Raw genomic sequence first — 19976 nt, 5'->3', positions numbered from 1 at the left:
CGTATCCTTCCCGAGTTCCGGCGGCTCGACCTTGGGTTTTTCTTGGATCCGGTCAGGTACCGGTTGACAGCGCCCCCTGTCTTGGCGATTCTGAATATCCGTGGTCTTGGGGGTGTCCCGGAACGGAGCCGGATAATCCAGCCGGTTCCTTGGGGAGTTGGTTGGGGGCTTCGGCGTCATGACTACCGAGAGCATATGGGAATTGCGGTTGGTGGGAGGATGGCAACTGCAGCGCGCGGGCCGTCCAGTCAAAGTGGCCTTACGCCAACAGCGTCTGCTGGCTGTTTTGGCTCTTTTGGGCGGGCAACCACGATCTTCCCTGGCTGCATTGTTATGGCCGGACAGTACCGACGCGCAGGCTGCCGGCAGCCTTCGCGAGAGCATCTTTCTCGTAAACCCGCAGGTCCCGGCGTTGCTGTCACAAACAGCGCGCTTGGTAGGCCTGAAAGAAGATGTCGGGGTTGACGTCCGACAAATAAAGGTGCGGGCAGCCCGTTTGGAAGAGGAACCCGATCTCTCGCACGTACGCACCATGCTGCAGAATATGCAGGACTCACACCTTCTGCCTGGATGGTATGAGGATTGGGTTGTATTGGAACAGGAACGATGGCAGCGCTTGCGGCTGTCAGTGCTCGAACGTCTGGCCGGGATACTCCTGGTTAAGGGGCACATCGATGCGGCCATGGAGGCTGCCTGCGCGGCCATTGCCATCGAGCCTTTGCGCGAATCCGCACACACGTTGCTGATGCAGTGCCATCTGGCAGAAGGGAATAATGCGGAAGCCCTCCATACCTACCAGTCGCTTAGCCTCAGGCTCCGGCAGGAATACGGCGTATCTCCCTCTCCGGTTGTTATGGATGTCGTTGGGCCGCTTCTGGCCGGCGGACAGGATCCTGTTCCGGAGCTTCCCGAGGCCAACCGCCGCTAACCGGGCAGTGTCCGGCTGCAACCCCGATGATACTTTTCTTATCAACGGGCAGCATCGAAACTATGCCGGGTCCTTTCGATGGTTGGCCCGACGTGGTTCTGGCAGCAGGGTGGTCGTCCATCGTGCATGGGTAAGCTACGTGAGCCGGACTCGTTCGGCGCCGCATTCCGGCCGGGGGCCTGTAGCGTTCCCAAATCGATGACGGGGGGATCTGATGGATGGTTTCATGCTGGTCTTGGCGCTGGCGGCTCTGCCGGCGGCAGGAAATTTCCTGGGTGGCGTCGCTGCGGAACTTTTCCACGTGTCCGAGCGGGCTTTGAGCCTGGCCCTGCATCTGGCCGCCGGTATCGTGCTTGCGGTCGTGGGTCTGGAGCTCATGCCGGAGGCGCTGAAAGCCACTGCACCGTGGGTACCCATCCTCGCTTTTGTCGGTGGAGGTCTGTTCTTTATTGGCATCGAACGCGCCATTGGTTTCATCCAGGGCCGGCTCGAGAGTTCGGAACAAGCGGCGGGACCGTTGGCTATCTTCTCCGGTGTCTCCCTTGACCTGTTCAGCGACGGAATCATGATCGGCACAGCTACCGTGCTCAATCCTGCACTGGGCTTTCTGCTGGCTTTGGGCCAGGTTCCGGCCGATTTACCGGAAGGCTTTGCCGCGGTTGCCACGCTTCGCCGGGCAGGCATCCGCCGCCGCACCCGCGTCCTGATGGCCTTGGGGTTCACCGTGCCGATTCTTTTGGGCGCGGCAATCGGTTACTTCGCCCTGCGCGAGGCCCCGGAAATACTCACCCTGTCTGTCCTGGCCTTGACGGGCGGGGCACTGACGAGCGTAGTGGTCGAGGAGATGATCACGGAGGCCCACGAGAGCAAGACCAGCAGGCTGGAACCGGTCTTCCTCACGGGCGGATTCGCCCTGTTCGCCCTGGTCTCTGTCTATGTCGGCGGCTAGAGGCACGGAACTAACGAGTGGAGCCGGACGGCTTCAGGTGCCCAGGAAAGCGTTGAAGAAGCGCAGGAAAACCGAGGCTGCCACCCCTACGTAGACAACCGCCACGAGTGTCCACGCCCATTCGGATGCAGCCCGGGCCAGGCCTGCGGGTACTTTGATGATTCCGTAGGCCATGTTTCTGACGGTCAGCAGGATGAACATGGGTATCATCGCGGCCCAGACGACCATGCAGTAGAGGCACAGGATGTAGATTTCGAAGAGTGCCTGGCTCCACAGCCAGGCAACGAAGACCATGCCCAGCGTCACGCCGCCCTGCAGCCCGAGCCAGTACCAGCGGCTGAACCGGGCTCCGGAAAGTATCGCCAACGCTATGGTGATGATGATGGTGAACGCTGCGATGCCGATCAGGGGATTGGGGAAGCCGAACAGTTCCGATTGCCAGGTCTTCATGACCCGGCCGCAGGAGACCCAGGGATTAATATCGCAGCTGGTCGTATGGCCGGAGTCCTTGTATAGTTCCAGCCGTTCCAGGACCAGGATGCCCGAGGCAACGAAGCCCACGACTCCGGTGGCCAGCAGCAGGAACCCGAACGGGCGCTGGAGGGTGAAGGCCGGCAAGGCATTATCTGCCGGTTCAAATTCCGGGCCTGTTAGGGGAGCGGCGTGCGTTGTGCTGTTGCGGGTGTTCACAGGGGCGGTCCTTTTGCGCAGGGGAATGAGGGCTGTGGGCGTGTTTTTTCGGGCGGCTGGCCCGTGCCGGTTTCGGTTAGGTGGTTGTCTTATCCGTGTACTGCGCCAGCGTTCCTTGGTTTCTTCGGGCAGCTCGTCCCACGGCGGCGCGTCCGGCATCCATAAGCCTTCCAGCAGGGTCCGGCGTTCTTGACAGAGGGCTCTGCCAGCCATCTCGCGTCCGTTGCTCTGGCTCATGAGGCAGGTTCCGTGACACTGTCGGCGATGAGGGCTTTGAGCGTGCTTCTCTCTGCGACGCCGAGGATGCGGGCGGCCACGCGTGACCGGCGGTCCAGGACGAGGGTGGTGGGGACGGCCTGCGGCGGCACATACTCGGTGAGGGCGAGCAGAATTCCGCCCCCGGTGTCATCGAAGCTGGGGTAGGTGGTCCCGAAGTTGCGTTCAAAGGCCGCCGCGGTGGCCGCGGTGTCGCGGAGGTTGACGCCGTAGAACAGCACGCCGTCGTCCTGGAATTCCTGGTGCAGGGCTTCGAGGTCGGCGGCTTCGATGCGGCAGGGCGCGCAGGCGGCGTACCAGAAGTTCAGCACCACGACCTGGTCCGCCCATTCGGATGAGTAAACGTCCGTGCCGTCATAGAGCCGGCCAGCCAGTTGGACCGGTTTGCCCCGGCCTTCCGGGGCGTATTCGGAGACCGAGCCGTCGCCGGCGATGTAATTCTTGTTGTCTCCTGCCTTGGCCTGGGTGGCCATGCGAGCCGGTTTGGCACCGGTTGTCGAGCCGGGACGGGTCGGCCAGCCCGGACACGCAACCGAGGTGCACGGGGACGAGCGGCAGGATGCAGGGGGAGATGAATGAGCCCAGCCCGGCGGTCATGGCCAGCGGCGCCGCTATCAGCAGCGCACCGGACTGGACCATTTCGGCGAAGTATCCGCCAATACTCATGTCGTTCCTTTACAGCACGGGGGAGGGCACGTTGCCGGCACACAGAGGGTGTACCGGCAACGGGAAGAACCGGGTCGCGGGCCGCTAGTTGCCGGCCTTGGCCTTCCTCCGCACGACGAACGCGATCACGGCAACGATGAGGACCAGGACCACCGCGGCCCCGATCAGGACGCCGGCGGCATCCGATCCAGCGCCTGCCGGTTGGCTCTCACCTGGGGTGTCCGTCGAAGGCGCTGCAGAGTTGGTGGCCGCGGCCGGTGCCGGAGCAGCGGACGGGGAGGCTGCAGGTGTATTTTCCGGTGCTGCCTGGCTCTCCGCCGGTCCGGCAACGGTAAAGGTCAGGGTTCCTTCGATGGGGTGCGAATCCGAGGACACGGCGCGCCACAGCACCGTGTACTCGCCCGCCGGCGCCCCGGAGCGGACTTCCTGGATCATGGCGTCGTCCACGATGCGGGTTTCGCCGTCGGTCCAGTCGTTGCCCTCGGCGTCCTGGATCAGGACGGTGCTGCCAAGGCCAACCACATTCGCGGAATAGCGCAGGACAATGTCTCCGGGCATCTGTTCAACGGTATCGCCGTCGGCCGGGTTGCTGCCCAGCAAGTCGTCGTGCGCGAAAGCCCCGGATGCCGGCTGCAGCAGGACAAGCGCTGCCGCCAGGAGGAAGGCAAAGACCGCCGCCGCAGCGCCCGGCAGGCGGAAGGTCATCGGGTTGTTCATATTTTTTTCCTTTGAAGAAACGGGGCCGTCCTGCCCGCGCCGTCTCAGGCAGGGCAGGCCGGAAGGTGAATAAAGTACCGTGGAGCAGCGGGAGACGAGCATGAGACGGCGCCGGTTCCGGCAGACCGCTGAGGCAGCCAGCGCGCACGGGCCGGTGCAGCGCGGTGCGGTGGCCCGCGTGGGGAATCGGGACGGTATGCGGGACCTGTTGCCGGGACGGAACCGACGGTTGCTGGGAGGAGGCGGACCGCCGGTATCCGATGCGCGGGTGCGGGCAGGCGGAACAAGGCCAGGAGGCAGTCCGCGGCGAAGCGCAGGGCGGTTTCGCCGCGCGTGATCATCAGGGCGGCCGCCGCCGCGGCAAGCAGATGCGCCAAGGCCATGGGCAGGGTAGGGAGCCCTTCTCCCAGATGCAGGTGGGCCGCCGGAACGGCCTCCACCGTGGCGGTACACCACGTGCCGGGCCCAGACCTGTGGTGCGCCGGTGGGCCGCCGGCGGGCACGCATTCCTGGTGCGGGGAGAGCAGGCCGAACAGTTCATGCAGGAGCAGCTGGCCGGCGGCCAGGACGGGCAGCAGGGCGCGTGTGGGCAGCTGGCGGGAGACCAGCAACCGCACGGGAAGAAACAGCAGCGCGCCCAGGGTGGCGGTGATGCCAGCCGCGGGCAGGGCTCCGCCGCCGGCCGTGTGCGCCCCGGCGGCGAGGGCGATGACCACGACCGTCACCACGATGGTGCGCGGCAGGGCACCTGCGCTCCGGAGGTCCCGGCCGGCCGTGAAAGCGGGCATGGCGGTCAAAGCCTCCGCGTTTGGCGCGAACGCAAAACGACGGCAGCGGTGGCAATCAGCAGCGGCACGGCACCGGCCAGGAGCATGCCCACGGCCCCGGACCGGTAGTCCGCGAGCACCCCGGCGGCTCCGGTCCTGCCCAAGGACCCGAACCAGTCTGCCTGAACGGCGGTGCCGGCAGTGGCCACGTAAACGGCCCAGACTGCCATCAGTGCGGTGAGGCCGAGCAGGCACAGAATTCCGGTTCGGCTGGAGGGCAGCCGGCAGGTGCCGAGGACTGCGGCGGCAAAGACCAGCCCGATGAGCAGGAACACGCTGTTCATCAACTCATGTCCGACATGGTCGCTGAGCGCGTAGCGGAACAACGGACTGTAGTAGAAACTCCCGAGGCCGGCGGCGACCAGGACCGCGGCCGCCACCGGACGGGTCAGCAGCCTTCCCGGCGCAGACCCGGCCCACGCTGCGGAGGCTTCCCGCCAGCCGGTGCTCCCGTCTTCACGTCGGGGCACGGTAATGGAAGCCAGCAGGTAGGGCCGGGCCGAGGTCAGCAGCAGCGGGACGGCGAAGGTCAGCAGCAGGTGCCCGGCAGTATGCAGGCCGAACAGCACCGGACCGTACACCGTCGGGGCGCCGGAGGTCACGTAGACCAGCAGCGCCAGTCCTGCCAGCCACGCCACGCTGCGACGGACTGGCCAGGGCGTACCGGCGGTCCGGAGCCGCCGCACAGCGGTGAGGTAGGCCACTGCCAGGATCACGGCGACGGCAATCCACAGCCAGTCCCAGCGCCACTGGGTCAGCAATGAGCTTGCGGTTAGCTCGGAGGGGAGATCGTAGCCGGTGAGGATGTTGGCCGGTGTGGCCGGCGGTTCCGGGACCCGCGGCACCGGGGGAGGGGTCTTACCCAGGACCGCGGCGACGGCCATGACTGCGCCCAGAACGACTATTTCCACGCTGATCAGCTGCCAGACGAGGCGGCGGGCCGACACGGTGCCGGTTTTCCCGGCGATCCAGCGCCGGTGTTCGAAGCCTATGTAGCCTAAGGCCAGGGTTGCCATTGTTTTGAAAACGACCAGGGAACCGCACGTGGATACCAGTCCGTCCCAGCCGCCGATCCGGTAGGCGGTGTTGATGACACCGGAGGTAACGACGAGGGCGAACGCGGTAATGGCCAGGACGGAAAACCTTCGGAGCGTTGCGCGCATCAGGTCCGTGCTGGCCGTGAGCCGGCCTGCTATCAGTCCGAGGGTGATGACTCCTCCGGTCCAGAGGCTGGCGCCGAGCAGATGCAGGGCCAGCGCGTTCGCGGCCCCGTTATGGTCGTCGCTTCCGGCGACATGGCCGATCAGCGACAGCGGCACGACTGCTGTCGCGGCCAGCAGGGTGGTGGCCGTGACGGCACCGGGGGAGCGAACAGCGAAGGCAAGCGTCGCCACGATCGCCGAAATGACCGTAATGCTTAGCCAGGTTCTGCCGAGGATGTGGTTGGTCATGTAAAAGGCCAGCTGCTCGGTGAACTCCAGGGAACCCGACACCGGCAGGCCGACGGTGTCGGCATAGGCGAGGATAAGGACGGACGCCGCGGCCAGGGTCCACACGGTCGCGGCGGCCGAGGCCACGGCCATCGCTTGTTCCCGCGCCGGGTGCGGCCGGCCGTTCCCGGTTGCCCGAGGGAGGACGGCGGCGGCGATCGCGAGGGCGCCGAGGGTGACGGCCATGGCCAGGTGGTGCAGGGTCGTGGCTGCCGGCAGGCCCCAGCGCACGATCGCGCCGGGATCGGCCAGGAGCCGGGGCGCGGCGATTCCAGTCACGGCCACTGCGGTTATCAGGGCAGCCGCGGAGGCCGAGATGACTCCGGTGGTCAGCCAGCGCGGGCCCGCCGTGCCAGTGTGTCGGGTGGAAAGGGTTTTCATGGGAGCCTGCCATCGGATTGTGCCGGAGATGCTTGCTCGTGCTGTCGCAGCCGGGCAAGGTAGTCGTTGTAGGCGTCAAGTTCGGGGGTGCCGTTGATCTCGGCGTCTGCGTCGGCACGTTTGGACTGCCGGAACTCCTCGCGCTGCCAGCGGACCATGATGAAGAGCAGGATCAGCAGGGACGGCAGTTCGCCGTAGGACCAGGCCAGTGCCCCGGCGAGTCCCTGGTCGGCCACCGGGTCCAGGCCCCAGGTGTCCGGCGGGTTGGCGAAGAAGGCGACGACGGGGGTCGTGGCCATCATGAGGATCACGCCGAAGAAGGCGTGCAGCGGCATTTCCGAAAAGATGTCGATGAGCCGGCCGAAATGGGTCTGCCGGACCGGCAGCGGGTCCGTGGACATCAGCGGAACGGTGAACAGGATGCCCGAGGCCAGGAACAGCAGTTCCAAACCGACATGTCCGTACCAGTTCGGCAGCAGCGTGTCGGCCAGTTCGCTCAGATAGACGCCGTAGAAGGCGATCAGGAACAGCGGGATCATGAATCCGGGATGGATCGCGATCCGGGACAGCCGGGAACGGAGCCCGGCGTGGGCCAGCCGGAGCACCAGTTTTCCCAGGCCCCAGTGCGGGGCCGCCCGCAGCAGCAGGGTGCCCGGGCGGCCCAGGATCAGCAGCGGCGGGGCCGCCATCATCAGGGTCAGCTGCTGGAACATAAAGACCGAGAACATCCGCAGCCCGTAGCCTTCGATGCCCGCGCCCATGGTCACCGCGATCAGGGCGCAGCCGGCCAGGAATACCAGGGCCCGCCACACGGGCCAGCGCCGGTTCGCCGCCCAGAGCCGGGCCGCCCCGGCCAGGTAGGCCAGCGCCATCAGCGCCGCCAGGACCGGGATGAGCGGGACCGGCTGCAGAGTCGGCGCCAACAGGGTTTCCAGCGTCGGCGGCAGGGCCGGCACCCACACGGGGCCGGTAACACCCGGATCATCCAACCCGGGGAACGGTGCTTGCCAGAACGTCACAGGTCAGGAGCCGTTGGCTGCGGCCTCGACGAGGGACCGGAATTCTTCGAGGGACTTGGGCTCGAGCAGTTTTCCGTCCAGGTAGAAGGTGGGTGTGCCCGACACGCCCAAGGCCTGCCCGTCGGCCTTGTCGGCTTCGATCCGCTCCTTGGTGGCCGGGTCGGCGACCGCGGCGTCGTAAGCGGCCATGTCCAGGCCCAGGTCCTCGGCGTAGGTGCGGAACAGTGCGCTCTGATCGTCGGCGGATTCACCCCACTGTTTCTGGGTGTCGAACATCTTGCGGTACATCGCCTCGTACTGGCCCTGCTGCGCGGCGGCTTCCACGGACAGGGCGGCGTTCATGGAGTTCTTGTGCCCGGGCAGCGGGAAATACCTGTTGATGAAGGTGACCGTGTCGCCGTACTCGGCGCGCAGTTCTTCCACGAAGGGGTAGGCCGCGAGGCAGGATTCGCATTCGAAGTCCAGAAATTCGACGAACTGCGCCTTCTCGTCCGGGGCCTGGGAGAGGACCCGGCTGTTTTCGCGTACGACCTGGCCGCCGTCGGTGGGTTCGGCAGCGGTGAGGGAGTTCTTCATGAGGGTGAATCCGACGATGCCGCCGACGACGATCAGGCCCAGAAGAATCCAGAGAAAGATTTTCGCTTTCTTCGTTTTGTCCATGCCGGTAGTGCTCGTGCTCACGTGTTTCCTGTTCTATCGGGTGGGCCGTTAGTGGCTGATGGTCTCTGACCCGCGGTGGGAGGCCGGTTCAATCTGGAAGGTGGAGTGTTCGATGGAGACCGCGAAATCATCCGCGACGCAGGTCTGCAGATCGGCCAGCACAATGGCCATGTGCTCCGCGGTGAGGCAGGAGTCGCGGACGGTGACGTGGGCGCTGAGCACGGGGGTGTCGGAGTCGACGCGGGAGGCGTGCAGGTCATGGACGTCGATGACGTGGGGCAGGGCGAGGAGGCTCCGGCGGACCTGGTCAAGGTCAAGTCCCCGGGGCGCGGATTCCATCAGCACGTCGATCGTGTCCCGGAGCAGGACCAGGGTCCGGGGGATGATCAGGGCACCGATCAGCAGGGAGACGATGGCGTCCGCGCGGGTCCAGCCTGTGGCGGCGATGATGATCGCGGAGATGATGACGGCGGCGGAGACGAGGGCGTCGTTGAGGACTTCCAGGAACGCGGCCTTCATATTCAGATTGCTGCGCCGGTCCGCGGCCAGGATGATCAGGCCGATGAGGTTGCCGGCCAGGCCGATAATGCCGAACCAGAGCATCGCCCCCGATTCGACTTCGGGAGGATCGATCAGCCGCCGGATACCCTCGTAGAGGATGAACCCGCCCACGGCCAGCAGCAAGGCAGCCTGGCCGGCTGCCGCGATGATTTCGACCCGCTTGTATCCCCAGGTCCGCTTCCCGGTAGCGGGTTTGAGTGCCAGCGTCGCCGCCAGCAGGGCGATCAACAGGCCTGCGGAGTCGGTGAACATGTGCCCGGCGTCGGCCAGCAGGGCAAGGCTTCCCGAGACCAGGGCGCCGATGATCTCGGCGACCATGACCGTTGCCGTGAGGGCGAAGACCACCGCAAGTTTGCTGCGCCGGCCTCTGGCCAGTGCGCCGTGGTCGTGGTCGTGCCCGCTCACGTCCCGGCCTCCACGGAATGGGCTGGGTCAGCGGCGTCGCAGCCGGGGTTCTCGCAGCTGCAGACGGGCTCGACCGTGAGGATGGTGCTCAACAGGTCCCCAAGCGCGTGGGCCAGCTTCGGGTCGGAGAGTTCGTAACTCATCCGGCGGCCGGCCGGTTCGGCAACCACCAGCCCGCAGTCGCGCAGGCACGCCAGATGGTTGGACAGGGTCTGCCGGCTGACACCGATCTGATCGGCAAGGTCCGAGGGGAACGCCGGTCCGTTGCGCAGTTCCAGCAGCACGGCGGCACGGGTCGGATCGGCCAGGGCCTTGCCGAACCGCGCCAGCACATCAGTGGTGGAGAGAATCCTCATGGCCCAAACCATACAGAATTTTCTGAATTCAGTCATTCCTGGCGGAACGGCGCAAATGATCGACGGTTTTTTTATCATCGTTGTATGACGATCAATGATTCCTGCGGTGATGCCGCTTCTGGCCTGGATCCGGCGGCGGCCCTGTTCCATTCTCTCAGCGATCCGACTCGGCTCGCGATTGTGAAGCGGCTGGCCCGGGGCGAAGCGCGTGTGGGCGATCTCACCGGTGAACTCGGCCTGGCCCAGTCCACGGTGTCGGCACATGTTGCGTGCCTGCGCGACTGCGGGCTGGTGGACGGACGCGCCCAGGGGCGCAGCGTGTACTACTCGCTGACCCGTCCGGAACTGATGGACATGCTCGCCCAGGCCGAGGTCCTCCTGGCCGCCACCGGCAACGCGGTCAGCCTGTGCCCGAACTACGGCATCGACGCAACCCGCGCCGCCGGTGCACGCGTTGCGAAGGAGAATGCGCGATGAGCGACGCCTGCTGCAACCATGACGAGGAACCACGGTCCGGGGCAGCGGCAGCGGATCCCGAGCCCGTGAAGTTCGGGCACGTGACCGAAGTCCGCGCCGCGGCGGCCGCAGGTGTCCTGCTGCTGGCCGCGTGGATCATCTCCCTGGCGGACGGCCAGCCATGGGTTGCCTTGTCCCTGGAAATCGTGGCGCTGCTGCTCGCCGCCTGGACCTTCGTTCCCTCCACGCTGAAGCGCCTGGCGAAGGGCAAAATCGGGGTCGGCACCCTGATGACCCTCGCCGCGGCCGGCGCAGTCGCCCTCGGGCAGGTAGAGGAAGCTGCCATGCTGGCCTTCCTCTACGCGATTTCCGAGGGACTTGAGGAATACTCGCTGGCGAAAACCCGCCGCGGGTTGCGCGCCCTGCTCGACCTGGTCCCGGCCGAAGCCACCGTGCTGCGGGACGGTTACGAGACCACGCTTGCCCCCGCCGAGCTCGTGCCCGGAGACCTGATGATCGTCCGTCCCGGCGAACGCCTGGCCACCGACGGGCTGATCACCCGCGGCCGCAGCTCCCTGGATATGTCCGCGCTGACCGGGGAATCCGTGCCGGTCGAAGCCGGTTTGGGAACCGAAGTCTATGCCGGGTCCATCAACGGTACGGGACCGCTCGAAGTCGAAGTCACCAGCACGGCGGAGAACAACTCGCTGGCCCGGATCGTGCATATCGTTGAAGCCGAGCAATCCCGCAAGGGCCCCGGCCAGCGCCTGGCAGACGCCATCGCCGGCAAGCTCGTCCCCGGCATCCTGGTCGCCGCCGCCCTGATCACCGCGTTCGGCTTCCTGGTCGGCGAACCGCTGCTCTGGTTCGAACGCGCCCTCGTTGTCCTCGTCGCCGCCTCGCCCTGCGCCCTGGCGATCTCCGTACCCGTCACGGTCGTGGCCTCCGTCGGGGCCGCGAGCCGCATCGGTGTCCTGATCAAGGGAGGCGGCGCACTGGAAACCCTCGGGAAAATCCGCACCATCGCCCTGGATAAGACCGGCACCCTCACCCGCAACCGGCCAGCCGTCGTCGACGTCGCCTCGGTCGACGGCGTCACCAGGGAGCACGTCCTCGCCCTCGCCGCCGGGCTCGAGGCCCGCAGCGAACACCCTCTGGCCCGCGCGATCCTCGCCGCAACCGGCGAGCGGACCGCCGTCACTGACGTGGACAGCGTTCCCGGCGCCGGCCTCGAAGGCAGGTTCGACGGCAAACGCCTCCGCCTTGGCCGTCCGGGCTGGATCGATCCGGGGATTCTGGCTGCCGACGTGGAGCGGATGCAGCACGATGGTGCCACCGCCGTCCTGATCGAGGAAGAGGGCCGGGTCATCGGCGCCGTCGCGGTCCGCGATGAACTGCGTCCCGAAGCCCGCGAAGTCATTGCCCGGCTCACCAAGGCCGGGTACACCACGGCCATGCTCACCGGCGACAACACCATCACCGCCACCGCCCTGGCCAAGGCCGCCGGCATCAGCGAAGTCCACGCCGACCTCCGCCCCGAGGACAAGGCAGAGATCATCCGCATGCTCAAATCACGCATGCCCACTGCGATGGTCGGCGACGGCGTCAACGACGCCCCCGCCCTGGCCACCGCCGATACCGGCATCGCGATGGGCGTCATGGGCACCGACGTGGCCATCGAGACCGCCGACATTGCGCTGATGGGCGAAGACCTGAACCACCTGCCCCAGGTACTCGACCACGCACGCCGGACCCGGGGCATCATGCTGCAGAACGTCGGCATGTCCCTGCTGCTGATCGCCGTGTTGATCCCGTTGGCCCTGTTCGGGGTGCTCGGACTGGCCGCCGTCGTGTTGGTGCACGAACTGGCGGAAATCGTCGTCATCGCCAACGGCGTCCGGGCCGGCCGGATCAGCCGCAAAACCGTCCTCGCTCCGGCGAAGACTCGCGCGCTGGAACCGGCAGCATGAGCGCCGAATCCACGCCCCGGGCCGGGAAAACCGGTCCGGTACGCCGGCCGCCGGGTCCGGGTAGAACTCTTGGTCTGGGCGGCGGTGCTGGCCGGCGCAGACCTGGCCGTCAAGGCAGCGGCCGAGGCACTGCTCTCCGGCGGGAAACTGATCGATCTGGGGGTAATCAATTTCCGGCTGCTGTACAACCCAGGGGTTGCGTTCAGCTTCGGCGCGGATCTGCCTGACTGGGTGATCATCGCAGCCACCGGCCTGATCATTGCGGGCCTGGCTTGGTACGCCCTCTCGTCGGCACCCACCATGGCCCGGATGTCCCGGGCCGGCGCGGGACTGCTGCTGGGCGGCGCCCTGGGCAACTTCATCGACCGGCTCGACGGGCGCGGTGTCGTTGACTACCTGCACACCGGCTGGTTTCCCACCTTCAACCTCGCCGACATCTTCGTCACGGCAGGGGTGGCGGCGTTCGTCCTGGGCGCCTTCCTGCAGCCCAGGACCGGGACCGATACCTGAGGAAACCCACCGGCAGCCGGAGTGTCAGGCAGGCGGCGGCATCCGGCTTATCCTGTTAGGGGCACTGAAACGATGGGAGGCAGCATGAGGCAAACAAGCGCGTTCCCCGGATCGGCATTCCTTGCCGTTCCGTCCGGATGGCGTGCTGCCGTCCTGCTGATCGTGCTGGTCGTTTCGCTTCTGGGACTGCACCTGTGGAACGGGCCCGCTACGGCATCCGCCGCCGAGCTCCACCCCGCAAACCAGGCCGGCATGATCTCATCCGGCCCTTCCCAGCACGCAACCGCGGAAGAAGACCAGCGCGTTGTTCCCCCTGCCGACGCGCACCCGGGCGTCTGTCCGGCCGAATCCGGTGCCGGCGAGCAGTGCCTCATCGCGAATCCCGCCACAACACTGTTCCCCGTGCCGGCCGGCACCGGGACACCTGTTCCAGGATACGGCCCGTACTCCGCCCCGGGACCAAACCCGGGCCTGCCGTTCGCCGCGGAACCCCCTTCACTGCACCGGCTTTCCATCAGCCGGACCTGACACGCGCCCGGTGGCTTCCACCATGTCCGCCCGAAATCCGTGTCCGCATCACGCCGGAAACCGCGCCCGGGATAGTTGCTTCGAGCATCCTGCCCAGACGCGGCACCGGCCATGGCCGCACCACCGGACGATGCCACCAGCCCTGCTGCCGGCACGCCGTAACGGCAAATGATCTACCAGGACCAGCGTGTACCCATCAGAAAACCATGACCTCGACCGTGCTTTGGAACTTGCGCAAACCCGCACCCGCAACCGTGCTGTCCGCCGACGGAGAATGTTCGCCTACGGCACCGGTGCCCTGACAACCGCCGCAGCCGCAGCCGTCATCATCACGGCCGTGGCAGGACAGGCCCAGCGCCAGGCAGCAATCGAAGGCGCCGCACAACGTCCTATTGAAGGAATCCAGCCCTACACCGTCCCGTCGCCGCAAGCCGGGGCCACGACAGGGGACAAGCAGGAGGCCGCCGGAAACTACCATGCCCGTGCCGAAACCGCTTGCACCACCTACGCCGCACCCGTGGAAGAGAGCCTTGCCCTGCACGCGCTCGAACACGGCGCTGTCCTGCTGACCTACCATCCAAACCTCCCGGAGAAGGAACTCCGGCAGCTCGAGGACATCGCCGCCAGCTACCCCTCGGTCCTGCTCAGCCCCACACCAGGCCAGTCCGAGCCGGTCACCGCCACGGCATGGAACGTGCGGCTCGAAGTCCAGGACGCCGAGGACGAACGCATCGAACCCTTCATCATCAAATACTCCCAAAACCCCCAGGCACCCGAACCCGGCGCTACCTGCACCGGTGCAGCCACCGGCTGAAACAGACCCCACCTGTACCCGCCGTGTCATGCCACAGACCCACGGCGTACCACTTCCATCGCAGGAGAAACCCCTATGAAACACCTCATCCTTGGCGTCACCAACCCGTTCCCGGACCAGGAAACCAAGCTCCGCCCCGGCCTCGACCCCGACCAGGTCACCCCCGGAGCGCTCGGATTCTTCGCAACCTTCTTCATGGTGCTGGCCATCGTGCTGCTGATGCGCTCCATGGCCAAACGCATCCGCCGGGTCCGCTACCGGGAAATGATCACCGAACAGCACACCCCGGCCGTACCCCGGCACAATGCAGCGGCGCAGGAACCCGAACCCGCCCACGTGCGCAACACGCAGGCTCTCCCGCACACCACGGCCTCCAGCCCGAACTGATGCTTCCGGCACGCCCGGCCGGTGCGGGACCGCGGCACCGGACGCCGCTTCCCGAAACCGCGTCCACACCCCGGTCAGCGGTCCCGGCCTGCAACATCCCTCCAACGCAAGGAACCCGTCACGATGACAAAGAAAACCACAGGAACACTCCGAAAACCCGTGCCAGCGGACGCCGGCATATCCGGCACCGCCGAACCCGTACCCCGCGAACGGAACAGTACGGCCGGTCCAGCCCCTGCCCACGTGCTGTATGACGAACGGTTGTGGCCTTCCCCGGGAGTATGGCTCATCGCCGCAGGCCTGGCAGCCGCGGTGATTGTGGTCCTGGCCCCGATCAACCTCGCCGTGGGCTACATCGCAAGCGCCTGCACCGCCGTTCTCCTCACGGTCCTGCTGGCAGTTTCCACTCCCCGCATAACGGTGACGGACCTGACCCTGAGGGTCGGACGGGCCGAAATCGAACGCCGCTTCATCGGGGACGTAGAAGCGTACAAGGCAGAGGAAGCCACGGCACAACGTGGGCGGAAACTCAACGGGACCGCCTATATGTGCTTCCGCGGCTGGATCGATCCGGTGGTCAAAATCGGCATCACGGACGAAGTCGACCGCACGCCGTACTGGCTGGTGTCCACCCGGCGGCCCGGGCAGCTGGTTTCTTCCCTCCGGCCATCGGATCCTCCGGCCTAGCAGGAAGAACAGGCATGAAGGCCTGGCCTGCTTATCCCGGCCATGAACCGGCCGCGGGAAGGCGGAAGCAGTGCAGATGCGTGGACAAGGACCTGCACCAACGTTGAATCCTGAGTAAAACGTCGCCGCAGCTGAAAGTCGGATGCGGCTTCGTGGCTCTCCTCGTGATGAAGGGCTGGAGGACTTGCTGCCGCTCCATATCCCGGACGGGATCTTGACGCGAGGAACGGTAGCGCGCAGCGGCTACTGTCCGGAGACCGTGAGCACGATCAGTACGCAGTTCAATCCGACGATCAGGACGGCGCTGACGATGCCGGCCACGCGGAGCGGGATGGAATCGACGTGGATTCCCATGATCTCGCGGTTCCCGGTCAGGCGGATCAACGGGATCAGCGCGAAGGGTATGCCAAAACTCAGCAGCACCTGGCTCAGCACCAGCGCCCATGTGGGCTCGATCCCTGCCCCCAGGATGATCAGAGCGGGAATCAGGGTAATGAATCTGCGCAGCAGCAACGGAATGCGTACATGCAGCAGGCCGCCCATGATAGTTGCACCGGCATAACAGCCCACCGATGTTGATGCCAGGCCCGAGGCCAGCAGCCCGATCCCGAAGACCACTCCGACGACCGGGCCCAGCGCGTCGGTAATCGCGGCATGCGCGCCGGCAATAGTGTCGGTGCCTTCCGTTCCGCGCAGGCTGGAAGCTGCCAGCAGCAGCATGGCAATATTCACCGCGCCGGCAACCAGCAGCGCGCCAACGACATCCCAGCGCGTCGCCCGGATCAGCCGCTGACGTTGTTCCGGGTCCGCGGCGTAGCCATGCCGGTCCCGGGCCAGCGCCGAGTGGAGGTAAATCGCATGGGGCATCACGGTAGCGCCGAGCATGCTGGCCGCCAGCAGCACGGTGGCCGTGCCGTCGAAGCCGGGGATCAGCCCGCTGAGCGCCTCGCCCGGATCAGGCGGATTGACGAACAAACCGGTCATGAACCCGCCGGCGATGACCGCCAGCAGGACAATAATGATGTTCTCGAACGAACGCTGGCCCCGCATCGACTGGACCGCGAGCAGGAGCATGGAGGCAGCCCCCACAATCACCCCACCGGCCAGCAACGGCAGGCCGAACAACAGGTTCAACGCGACGGCGCCACCGATGACTTCGGCCATGTCCGTTGCCCCGGCCACGGCTTCGGCCTGCAGCCAGTATGCCCGGCGGCGGCCGGCAGGCAGCCGTTTGCCCAGGATTTCCGGAAGACTCATCCCGGTAGCCAACCCGAGTTTCGCCGACTGGTACTGGACCAGAACCGCCATCGCGTTCGCCATAACCAGCACCCACACCAGCAGGAAGCCATACTGCGCACCGGCGGTGAGGTTCGCCGCGACGTTGCCCGGATCAACATAGGCGATGGCCGCCACAAAGGCCGGGCCAAGCAGCAGGAGCCTGGAAAGGACGCGCGGCCTGCTGCGCGGTCCGGTCAGGACGGGAGAAACGGGCATCGGAAACCTCAACTGCCGGGAGGGGGAGAAAAGCACGGTCGTGAACAAAGTTTAGGCTTGCCGAAAAGTTATTACTAGGCATATCTACAACATTTCTGCACTCATCTCTTCTCCGCCTCCCCGGCACAAGAGTGTCTCGCTGATTCTCAGACACCTTCAAGCCGGCCTGTAGAATCTGCTCAGGTAAGGACGTTAGAAACAACAGTGCTGGATGTTCAGCCGCGGCCTTCCGGCCGCCCATGACAAGAACAAGCAAGGGGCAGCTACGTGACGAGCGGGAAAGCATCCAAACAGGCACGGCAGGACAGGGCTGCCCGCCTGGGAGAGGTCAAGGCAGCGCAGGCCCGGCAGGCCCGCAAACGCAGGATCCTGGCCGGCGTGGGCAGCCTTGCGGCCGTGGCGGTCGTCGGAACGCTCGTCACGGTGGCACTCATCAACGACCCGCCCCCGCCGTCACCGGAGGACATTGAAGTGGCGGGCCTGCAGACGTTCGACGATCTCAGCGCCGACCATGTCGATGCGGCGGTTGCTTACGAACAGTCGCCGCCTGTCGGCGGTGACCATGCATCCCGCTGGCTCAACTGCGGCACCTACAGCGAGCCCGTGCCCGGCGAGAACGCGGTTCATGCGCTCGAACACGGCGCTGTCTGGATGACCTACGACCCGACCAAGGTCTCGGAGGCGGACATCCAGAGTCTGGATGAAGCGATCCCGGACACCTACTCGGTTCTCTCGCCGCTGGAAGGAACAGAGTCCCCGATCATGATGTCGGCATGGGGAGCCCAGGTCGGCCTTGATTCCCCGCAGGACGAACGGATCGGCCTCTTTGTTTCCAAGTACTGGCAGTCCCCGGACGCGCCCGAACCCGGCGCTGCCTGCACCGGCGGCATTGACGCACCGGGCCGGACAGCCTGAGGGTGAAGAGCTATTCTTTGCGGGTTGTTGCCGCCATCGCAGCCCTGACGTTGGCCGTTGTGGCGGGCTGGGCGTTGGGGAGTCTGACTTCCCGGCCCGCCGTCCCCGGTGAGGGAAGCGCGGAGGCCGGCTTTGCGCGCGACATGCAGGTCCACCACCTGCAGGCCGTGGACATGAGCATGATCGTCAGGGACCACACCGAGGATCCGGCCATAGACCAGCTGGCCTACGACATTGCCCGTTCCCAGCAGCAGCAGGCCGGGCAGATGTACGGCTGGCTCTCACTCTGGGGTCTGCCCCAGGCGGCAACCCAGCCCGCCATGGCGTGGATGAACGGTGCCGGCCACACCACGCACGGCGATACAGCGGCAGAAGGCGGCGCAGGCACGGACACGGCGATGCCCGGAATGGCCACGCCTGAAGAGCTTAAAGAGCTCAAGGCCGCCAGCGGGACCGAGGCTGAACGTCTCTATCTCGAACTGATGATCGACCACCACAAAGCAGGAGTCACTATGGCAGAAGCGATCCTGGCGCGAACCGAAAACCGGGTAGTGACGTCCCTGGCAAACTCGATCGTCACTTCACAACAATCAGAAATGGGCTATATGCAGCAGCTCCTCGCTGCCCGCCAATAGGTGCCTTGCGTGACCTGGTGCTCCGAGTCTTCCGGTGGGCACTGGCGACCGATCTGGCGTTCAGCAGCAAACAGTTCTATATGCCGGAGTGACTTCAGCCTGGCGGAGGCTTCCGGGCCGGGGCGTCATCCATATGGCCAAGGGCCTGACCAGCCTGTGGTGGTCCATTCTTTCATCGGTACTGGATATGCCCCCGACGGGGCCGGAAATCGTCAACAATCAGCACACCGGCTGGTTGCCGACCTTTACCCGCACCGACGTCTTTGCATGCACGTCTCACTGCCGGGCACGCATAGGAGGGGCGGTATCTCGGGTGCACCTGTTAGATGCCGGGTCGTGCCCTGCCACTGCTTCCAGCCTGAGGTGAAGTTCAGAGTTGATCGAACCGGCGCTTCGCGCTCCTTGCGGCCGGGACTGGTTGGCCTGCTCGTACGCCCTCGACGGTCACGCTCCGACCAGGTTCTGACGGAGGGCTGCGTCCGTGACCTTGCTCCCATTACCTATGCGTCCGGAACCGCCCGGGGCTGCCGGGAGTTCTTCCGGAAGAACCTTGCCTGATGAGACTGGGAGTATGTAAACAATGGTGGCCAATGACGGACTCGGCGTATACGAGATCATCGTGGCGTTCGCGCACATCGCCTTCGTCGCGTATCTGCTGGGCAGCGCTTTCGCCAACATCTTCCGGTTCCCGTGGTTCCCCTATGCGGAGAACCCTAAACCGGCGGTCCAGCGCCTAGCGGGTATCGGGGAGCTGTTGATCGCCGGAGTAGTCAGCCTGCCGTACTTCTGGGGTGAGGGATGGGGCTTTACGATCGCCGCCGCCCTTGCCTATGGCGTAGTTATTTCGCTGGTAGGACTTTGGCGCTGGAGGCGGGGGCATGTCTTCAGGCCGGCGAACCTGCTGATCCCGGCATTGCTGGCCCTCGCACTCGGAACCCTGAAAGCCGGTGAACTTGCCGTGTTTGTCTCGGACGTCCAAGCATAGAGACCGTTTAAACGGCTGACTTTTCCGGCAGCCCGTGAGAGTCTTCCGAAGTTAGCCGGCATCAGGGCGCTTTGTCTCAGACCTGGGAACCCGGTCCGGCTTCGTCATTCCGGTTCGCGCGGCTGCGGAGGTCTGATTCGCGCTCCGCAGCCGCCAGCGCTTCGCGCTCCTTACGGTCGGCGTTGAAGACTGCCTTCATGGCGAAGTAGAAGATTAACCCCACGCCGGCAGAGGGCGCCAAGACCCACAGATACTCCATGTAACCAATCTACCCCCGGCACGTGGCAGCCAGGGGCCAGGGGAGCTCCCCCGGCGGGCAAAAAACGTCTTTGGCTTGATAGATGTGCTTGGTGATGGTGTTCCCGCCGCATAGTTGTCTCGTGTCGAACATGCCTCTGAACGCGAAGGTAGGTCAGCCGTCTTCGTCCTTGCGACAAGGCGTTCCTGTCCCAGCGTCGAGACACCGCGGCGGTACACGCCGCACTGATTAGCCGACGCACGGACCAAACCGGCGTGGCCTTCCACATTAACGGATCGTGCATAGGTGTTCCGTAGAAAAGTGAGTAGTAGACGGCACTGCTCAGGTAGTCCCAAGCCAAACAGGGTAACCGGCCCATTGCGCCACCGGTAACCGCCGCTCATCACAGGACGGCAGCAGTTACATAGGCTT

The 19976-nt window shown here is 65.6% G+C and carries 23 protein-coding genes and 1 pseudogene; 12 read left to right on the top strand and 12 right to left on the bottom strand.

Annotated features, from left to right (window positions below; all coding sequences use genetic code 11):
• Window positions 1-178: 178 nt before the first annotated feature.
• Window positions 179-928: an AfsR/SARP family transcriptional regulator gene (locus AC20117_RS20805; RefSeq protein WP_139186820.1), complete on the top strand. Its 750-nt coding sequence runs from the start codon at window positions 179-181 to the stop codon at window positions 926-928.
• Between the two features lie 214 nt (window positions 929-1142).
• On the top strand, window positions 1143-1877 hold the full coding sequence (locus tag AC20117_RS20800; protein WP_074701873.1) for a ZIP family metal transporter: 735 nt from the start codon (window positions 1143-1145) through the stop codon (window positions 1875-1877).
• Window positions 1878-1910: 33 nt separating this feature from the next.
• Here the strand turns inward: AC20117_RS20800 and AC20117_RS20795 are convergent, their stop codons facing one another.
• The 10 genes and pseudogenes from AC20117_RS20795 to AC20117_RS20750 all read right to left on the bottom strand — a co-directional run bounded on the left by AC20117_RS20795 (window position 1911) and on the right by AC20117_RS20750 (window position 9925).
• On the bottom strand, window positions 1911-2495 hold the full coding sequence (locus AC20117_RS20795; RefSeq protein ID WP_074703354.1) for a vitamin K epoxide reductase family protein: 585 nt from the start codon (window positions 2493-2495) through the stop codon (window positions 1911-1913).
• A gap of 305 nt (window positions 2496-2800) precedes the next feature.
• On the bottom strand, window positions 2801-3316 hold the full coding sequence (locus tag AC20117_RS20790) for a TlpA disulfide reductase family protein (RefSeq protein ID WP_074701875.1): 516 nt from the start codon (window positions 3314-3316) through the stop codon (window positions 2801-2803).
• A gap of 16 nt (window positions 3317-3332) precedes the next feature.
• Window positions 3333-3509, bottom strand: a pseudogene (locus tag AC20117_RS20785) (cytochrome c biogenesis CcdA family protein); the annotation flags it as partial.
• A gap of 84 nt (window positions 3510-3593) precedes the next feature.
• Window positions 3594-4226, bottom strand: coding sequence for a copper resistance CopC family protein (locus AC20117_RS20780; RefSeq protein ID WP_101632664.1), 633 nt, complete (start codon window positions 4224-4226; stop codon window positions 3594-3596).
• Between the two features lie 44 nt (window positions 4227-4270).
• Window positions 4271-5014 (bottom strand): hypothetical protein, encoded by a 744-nt coding sequence (locus AC20117_RS20775; RefSeq protein ID WP_101632663.1) that lies wholly within the window; start codon window positions 5012-5014, stop codon window positions 4271-4273.
• A 5-nt stretch (window positions 5015-5019) separates the two neighbouring features.
• Window positions 5020-6924, bottom strand: a complete 1905-nt coding sequence (locus AC20117_RS20770; RefSeq protein WP_101632662.1) for a bifunctional copper resistance protein CopD/cytochrome c oxidase assembly protein — start codon at window positions 6922-6924, stop codon at window positions 5020-5022.
• Window positions 6921-7913, bottom strand: coding sequence for a cytochrome c oxidase assembly protein (locus AC20117_RS20765; RefSeq protein WP_170064982.1), 993 nt, complete (start codon window positions 7911-7913; stop codon window positions 6921-6923). The genes AC20117_RS20770 and AC20117_RS20765 overlap by 4 nt, the downstream gene beginning before the upstream one ends.
• 33 nt (window positions 7914-7946) lie before the next feature.
• Window positions 7947-8603 (bottom strand): DsbA family protein, encoded by a 657-nt coding sequence (locus AC20117_RS20760; protein ID WP_101632660.1) that lies wholly within the window; start codon window positions 8601-8603, stop codon window positions 7947-7949.
• A 48-nt stretch (window positions 8604-8651) separates the two neighbouring features.
• On the bottom strand, window positions 8652-9569 hold the full coding sequence (locus tag AC20117_RS20755) for a cation diffusion facilitator family transporter (protein ID WP_074701883.1): 918 nt from the start codon (window positions 9567-9569) through the stop codon (window positions 8652-8654).
• Window positions 9566-9925, bottom strand: coding sequence for an ArsR/SmtB family transcription factor (locus tag AC20117_RS20750; RefSeq protein WP_074703356.1), 360 nt, complete (start codon window positions 9923-9925; stop codon window positions 9566-9568). Before AC20117_RS20750 ends, AC20117_RS20755 begins: the two co-directional genes overlap by 4 nt.
• A gap of 84 nt (window positions 9926-10009) precedes the next feature.
• Here AC20117_RS20750 and AC20117_RS20745 point away from each other — a divergent pair, with 84 nt between their 5' ends.
• From AC20117_RS20745 to AC20117_RS20715, 7 genes are all read left to right on the top strand, one after another.
• A complete protein-coding gene (locus tag AC20117_RS20745; protein ID WP_074701885.1) occupies window positions 10010-10402 on the top strand; it encodes an ArsR/SmtB family transcription factor in 393 nt (130 codons plus the stop codon).
• Entirely contained in the window at window positions 10399-12351 is a 1953-nt protein-coding gene (locus AC20117_RS20740; RefSeq protein WP_074701886.1) for a heavy metal translocating P-type ATPase, read from the top strand. Before AC20117_RS20745 ends, AC20117_RS20740 begins: the two co-directional genes overlap by 4 nt.
• 69 nt (window positions 12352-12420) lie before the next feature.
• The gene (gene lspA / locus AC20117_RS20735) at window positions 12421-12861 is read left to right on the top strand and encodes a signal peptidase II (RefSeq protein ID WP_236777388.1); all 441 of its coding nucleotides are present in this window, start codon (window positions 12421-12423) and stop codon (window positions 12859-12861) included.
• Window positions 12862-12945: 84 nt separating this feature from the next.
• A complete protein-coding gene (locus AC20117_RS20730; protein WP_074703357.1) occupies window positions 12946-13389 on the top strand; it encodes a hypothetical protein in 444 nt (147 codons plus the stop codon).
• 187 nt (window positions 13390-13576) lie between these two features.
• Window positions 13577-14203: a thioredoxin-like domain-containing protein gene (locus AC20117_RS20725; RefSeq protein WP_236777387.1), complete on the top strand. Its 627-nt coding sequence runs from the start codon at window positions 13577-13579 to the stop codon at window positions 14201-14203.
• A 75-nt stretch (window positions 14204-14278) separates the two neighbouring features.
• Window positions 14279-14590 carry a hypothetical protein gene (locus AC20117_RS20720; RefSeq protein WP_179951890.1) on the top strand — a complete coding sequence of 104 codons (312 nt, stop codon included), beginning with the start codon at window positions 14279-14281 and terminating at the stop codon, window positions 14588-14590.
• A 123-nt stretch (window positions 14591-14713) separates the two neighbouring features.
• Window positions 14714-15277 carry a DUF3093 domain-containing protein gene (locus AC20117_RS20715; protein WP_170064963.1) on the top strand — a complete coding sequence of 188 codons (564 nt, stop codon included), beginning with the start codon at window positions 14714-14716 and terminating at the stop codon, window positions 15275-15277.
• Window positions 15278-15520: 243 nt separating this feature from the next.
• On the opposite strand, the gene AC20117_RS20710 is transcribed toward AC20117_RS20715, so the two are convergent.
• Window positions 15521-16771: an Nramp family divalent metal transporter gene (locus tag AC20117_RS20710; protein WP_074701889.1), complete on the bottom strand. Its 1251-nt coding sequence runs from the start codon at window positions 16769-16771 to the stop codon at window positions 15521-15523.
• Between the two features lie 267 nt (window positions 16772-17038).
• Between AC20117_RS20710 and AC20117_RS20705 the strand changes: the two genes are divergently transcribed.
• From AC20117_RS20705 to AC20117_RS20695, 3 genes are all read left to right on the top strand, one after another.
• The gene (locus AC20117_RS20705) at window positions 17039-17686 is read left to right on the top strand and encodes a thioredoxin-like domain-containing protein (protein ID WP_074701891.1); all 648 of its coding nucleotides are present in this window, start codon (window positions 17039-17041) and stop codon (window positions 17684-17686) included.
• Window positions 17687-17688: 2 nt separating this feature from the next.
• The gene (locus tag AC20117_RS20700) at window positions 17689-18321 is read left to right on the top strand and encodes a DUF305 domain-containing protein (protein WP_074701892.1); all 633 of its coding nucleotides are present in this window, start codon (window positions 17689-17691) and stop codon (window positions 18319-18321) included.
• 580 nt (window positions 18322-18901) lie between these two features.
• Window positions 18902-19306, top strand: coding sequence for a hypothetical protein (locus AC20117_RS20695; RefSeq protein WP_074701893.1), 405 nt, complete (start codon window positions 18902-18904; stop codon window positions 19304-19306).
• A 76-nt stretch (window positions 19307-19382) separates the two neighbouring features.
• Here AC20117_RS20695 and AC20117_RS20690 read toward each other — a convergent pair whose 3' ends face one another.
• The gene (locus tag AC20117_RS20690) at window positions 19383-19565 is read right to left on the bottom strand and encodes a hypothetical protein (RefSeq protein WP_074701894.1); all 183 of its coding nucleotides are present in this window, start codon (window positions 19563-19565) and stop codon (window positions 19383-19385) included.
• Window positions 19566-19976: the final 411 nt, after the last annotated feature.

Source organism: Arthrobacter crystallopoietes, assembly GCF_002849715.1.
GTDB lineage: Bacteria > Actinomycetota > Actinomycetes > Actinomycetales > Micrococcaceae > Crystallibacter > Crystallibacter crystallopoietes.
Note: the sequence above shows the minus strand (reverse complement) of the source record. Positions and strands in the feature narration are given on the sequence as shown.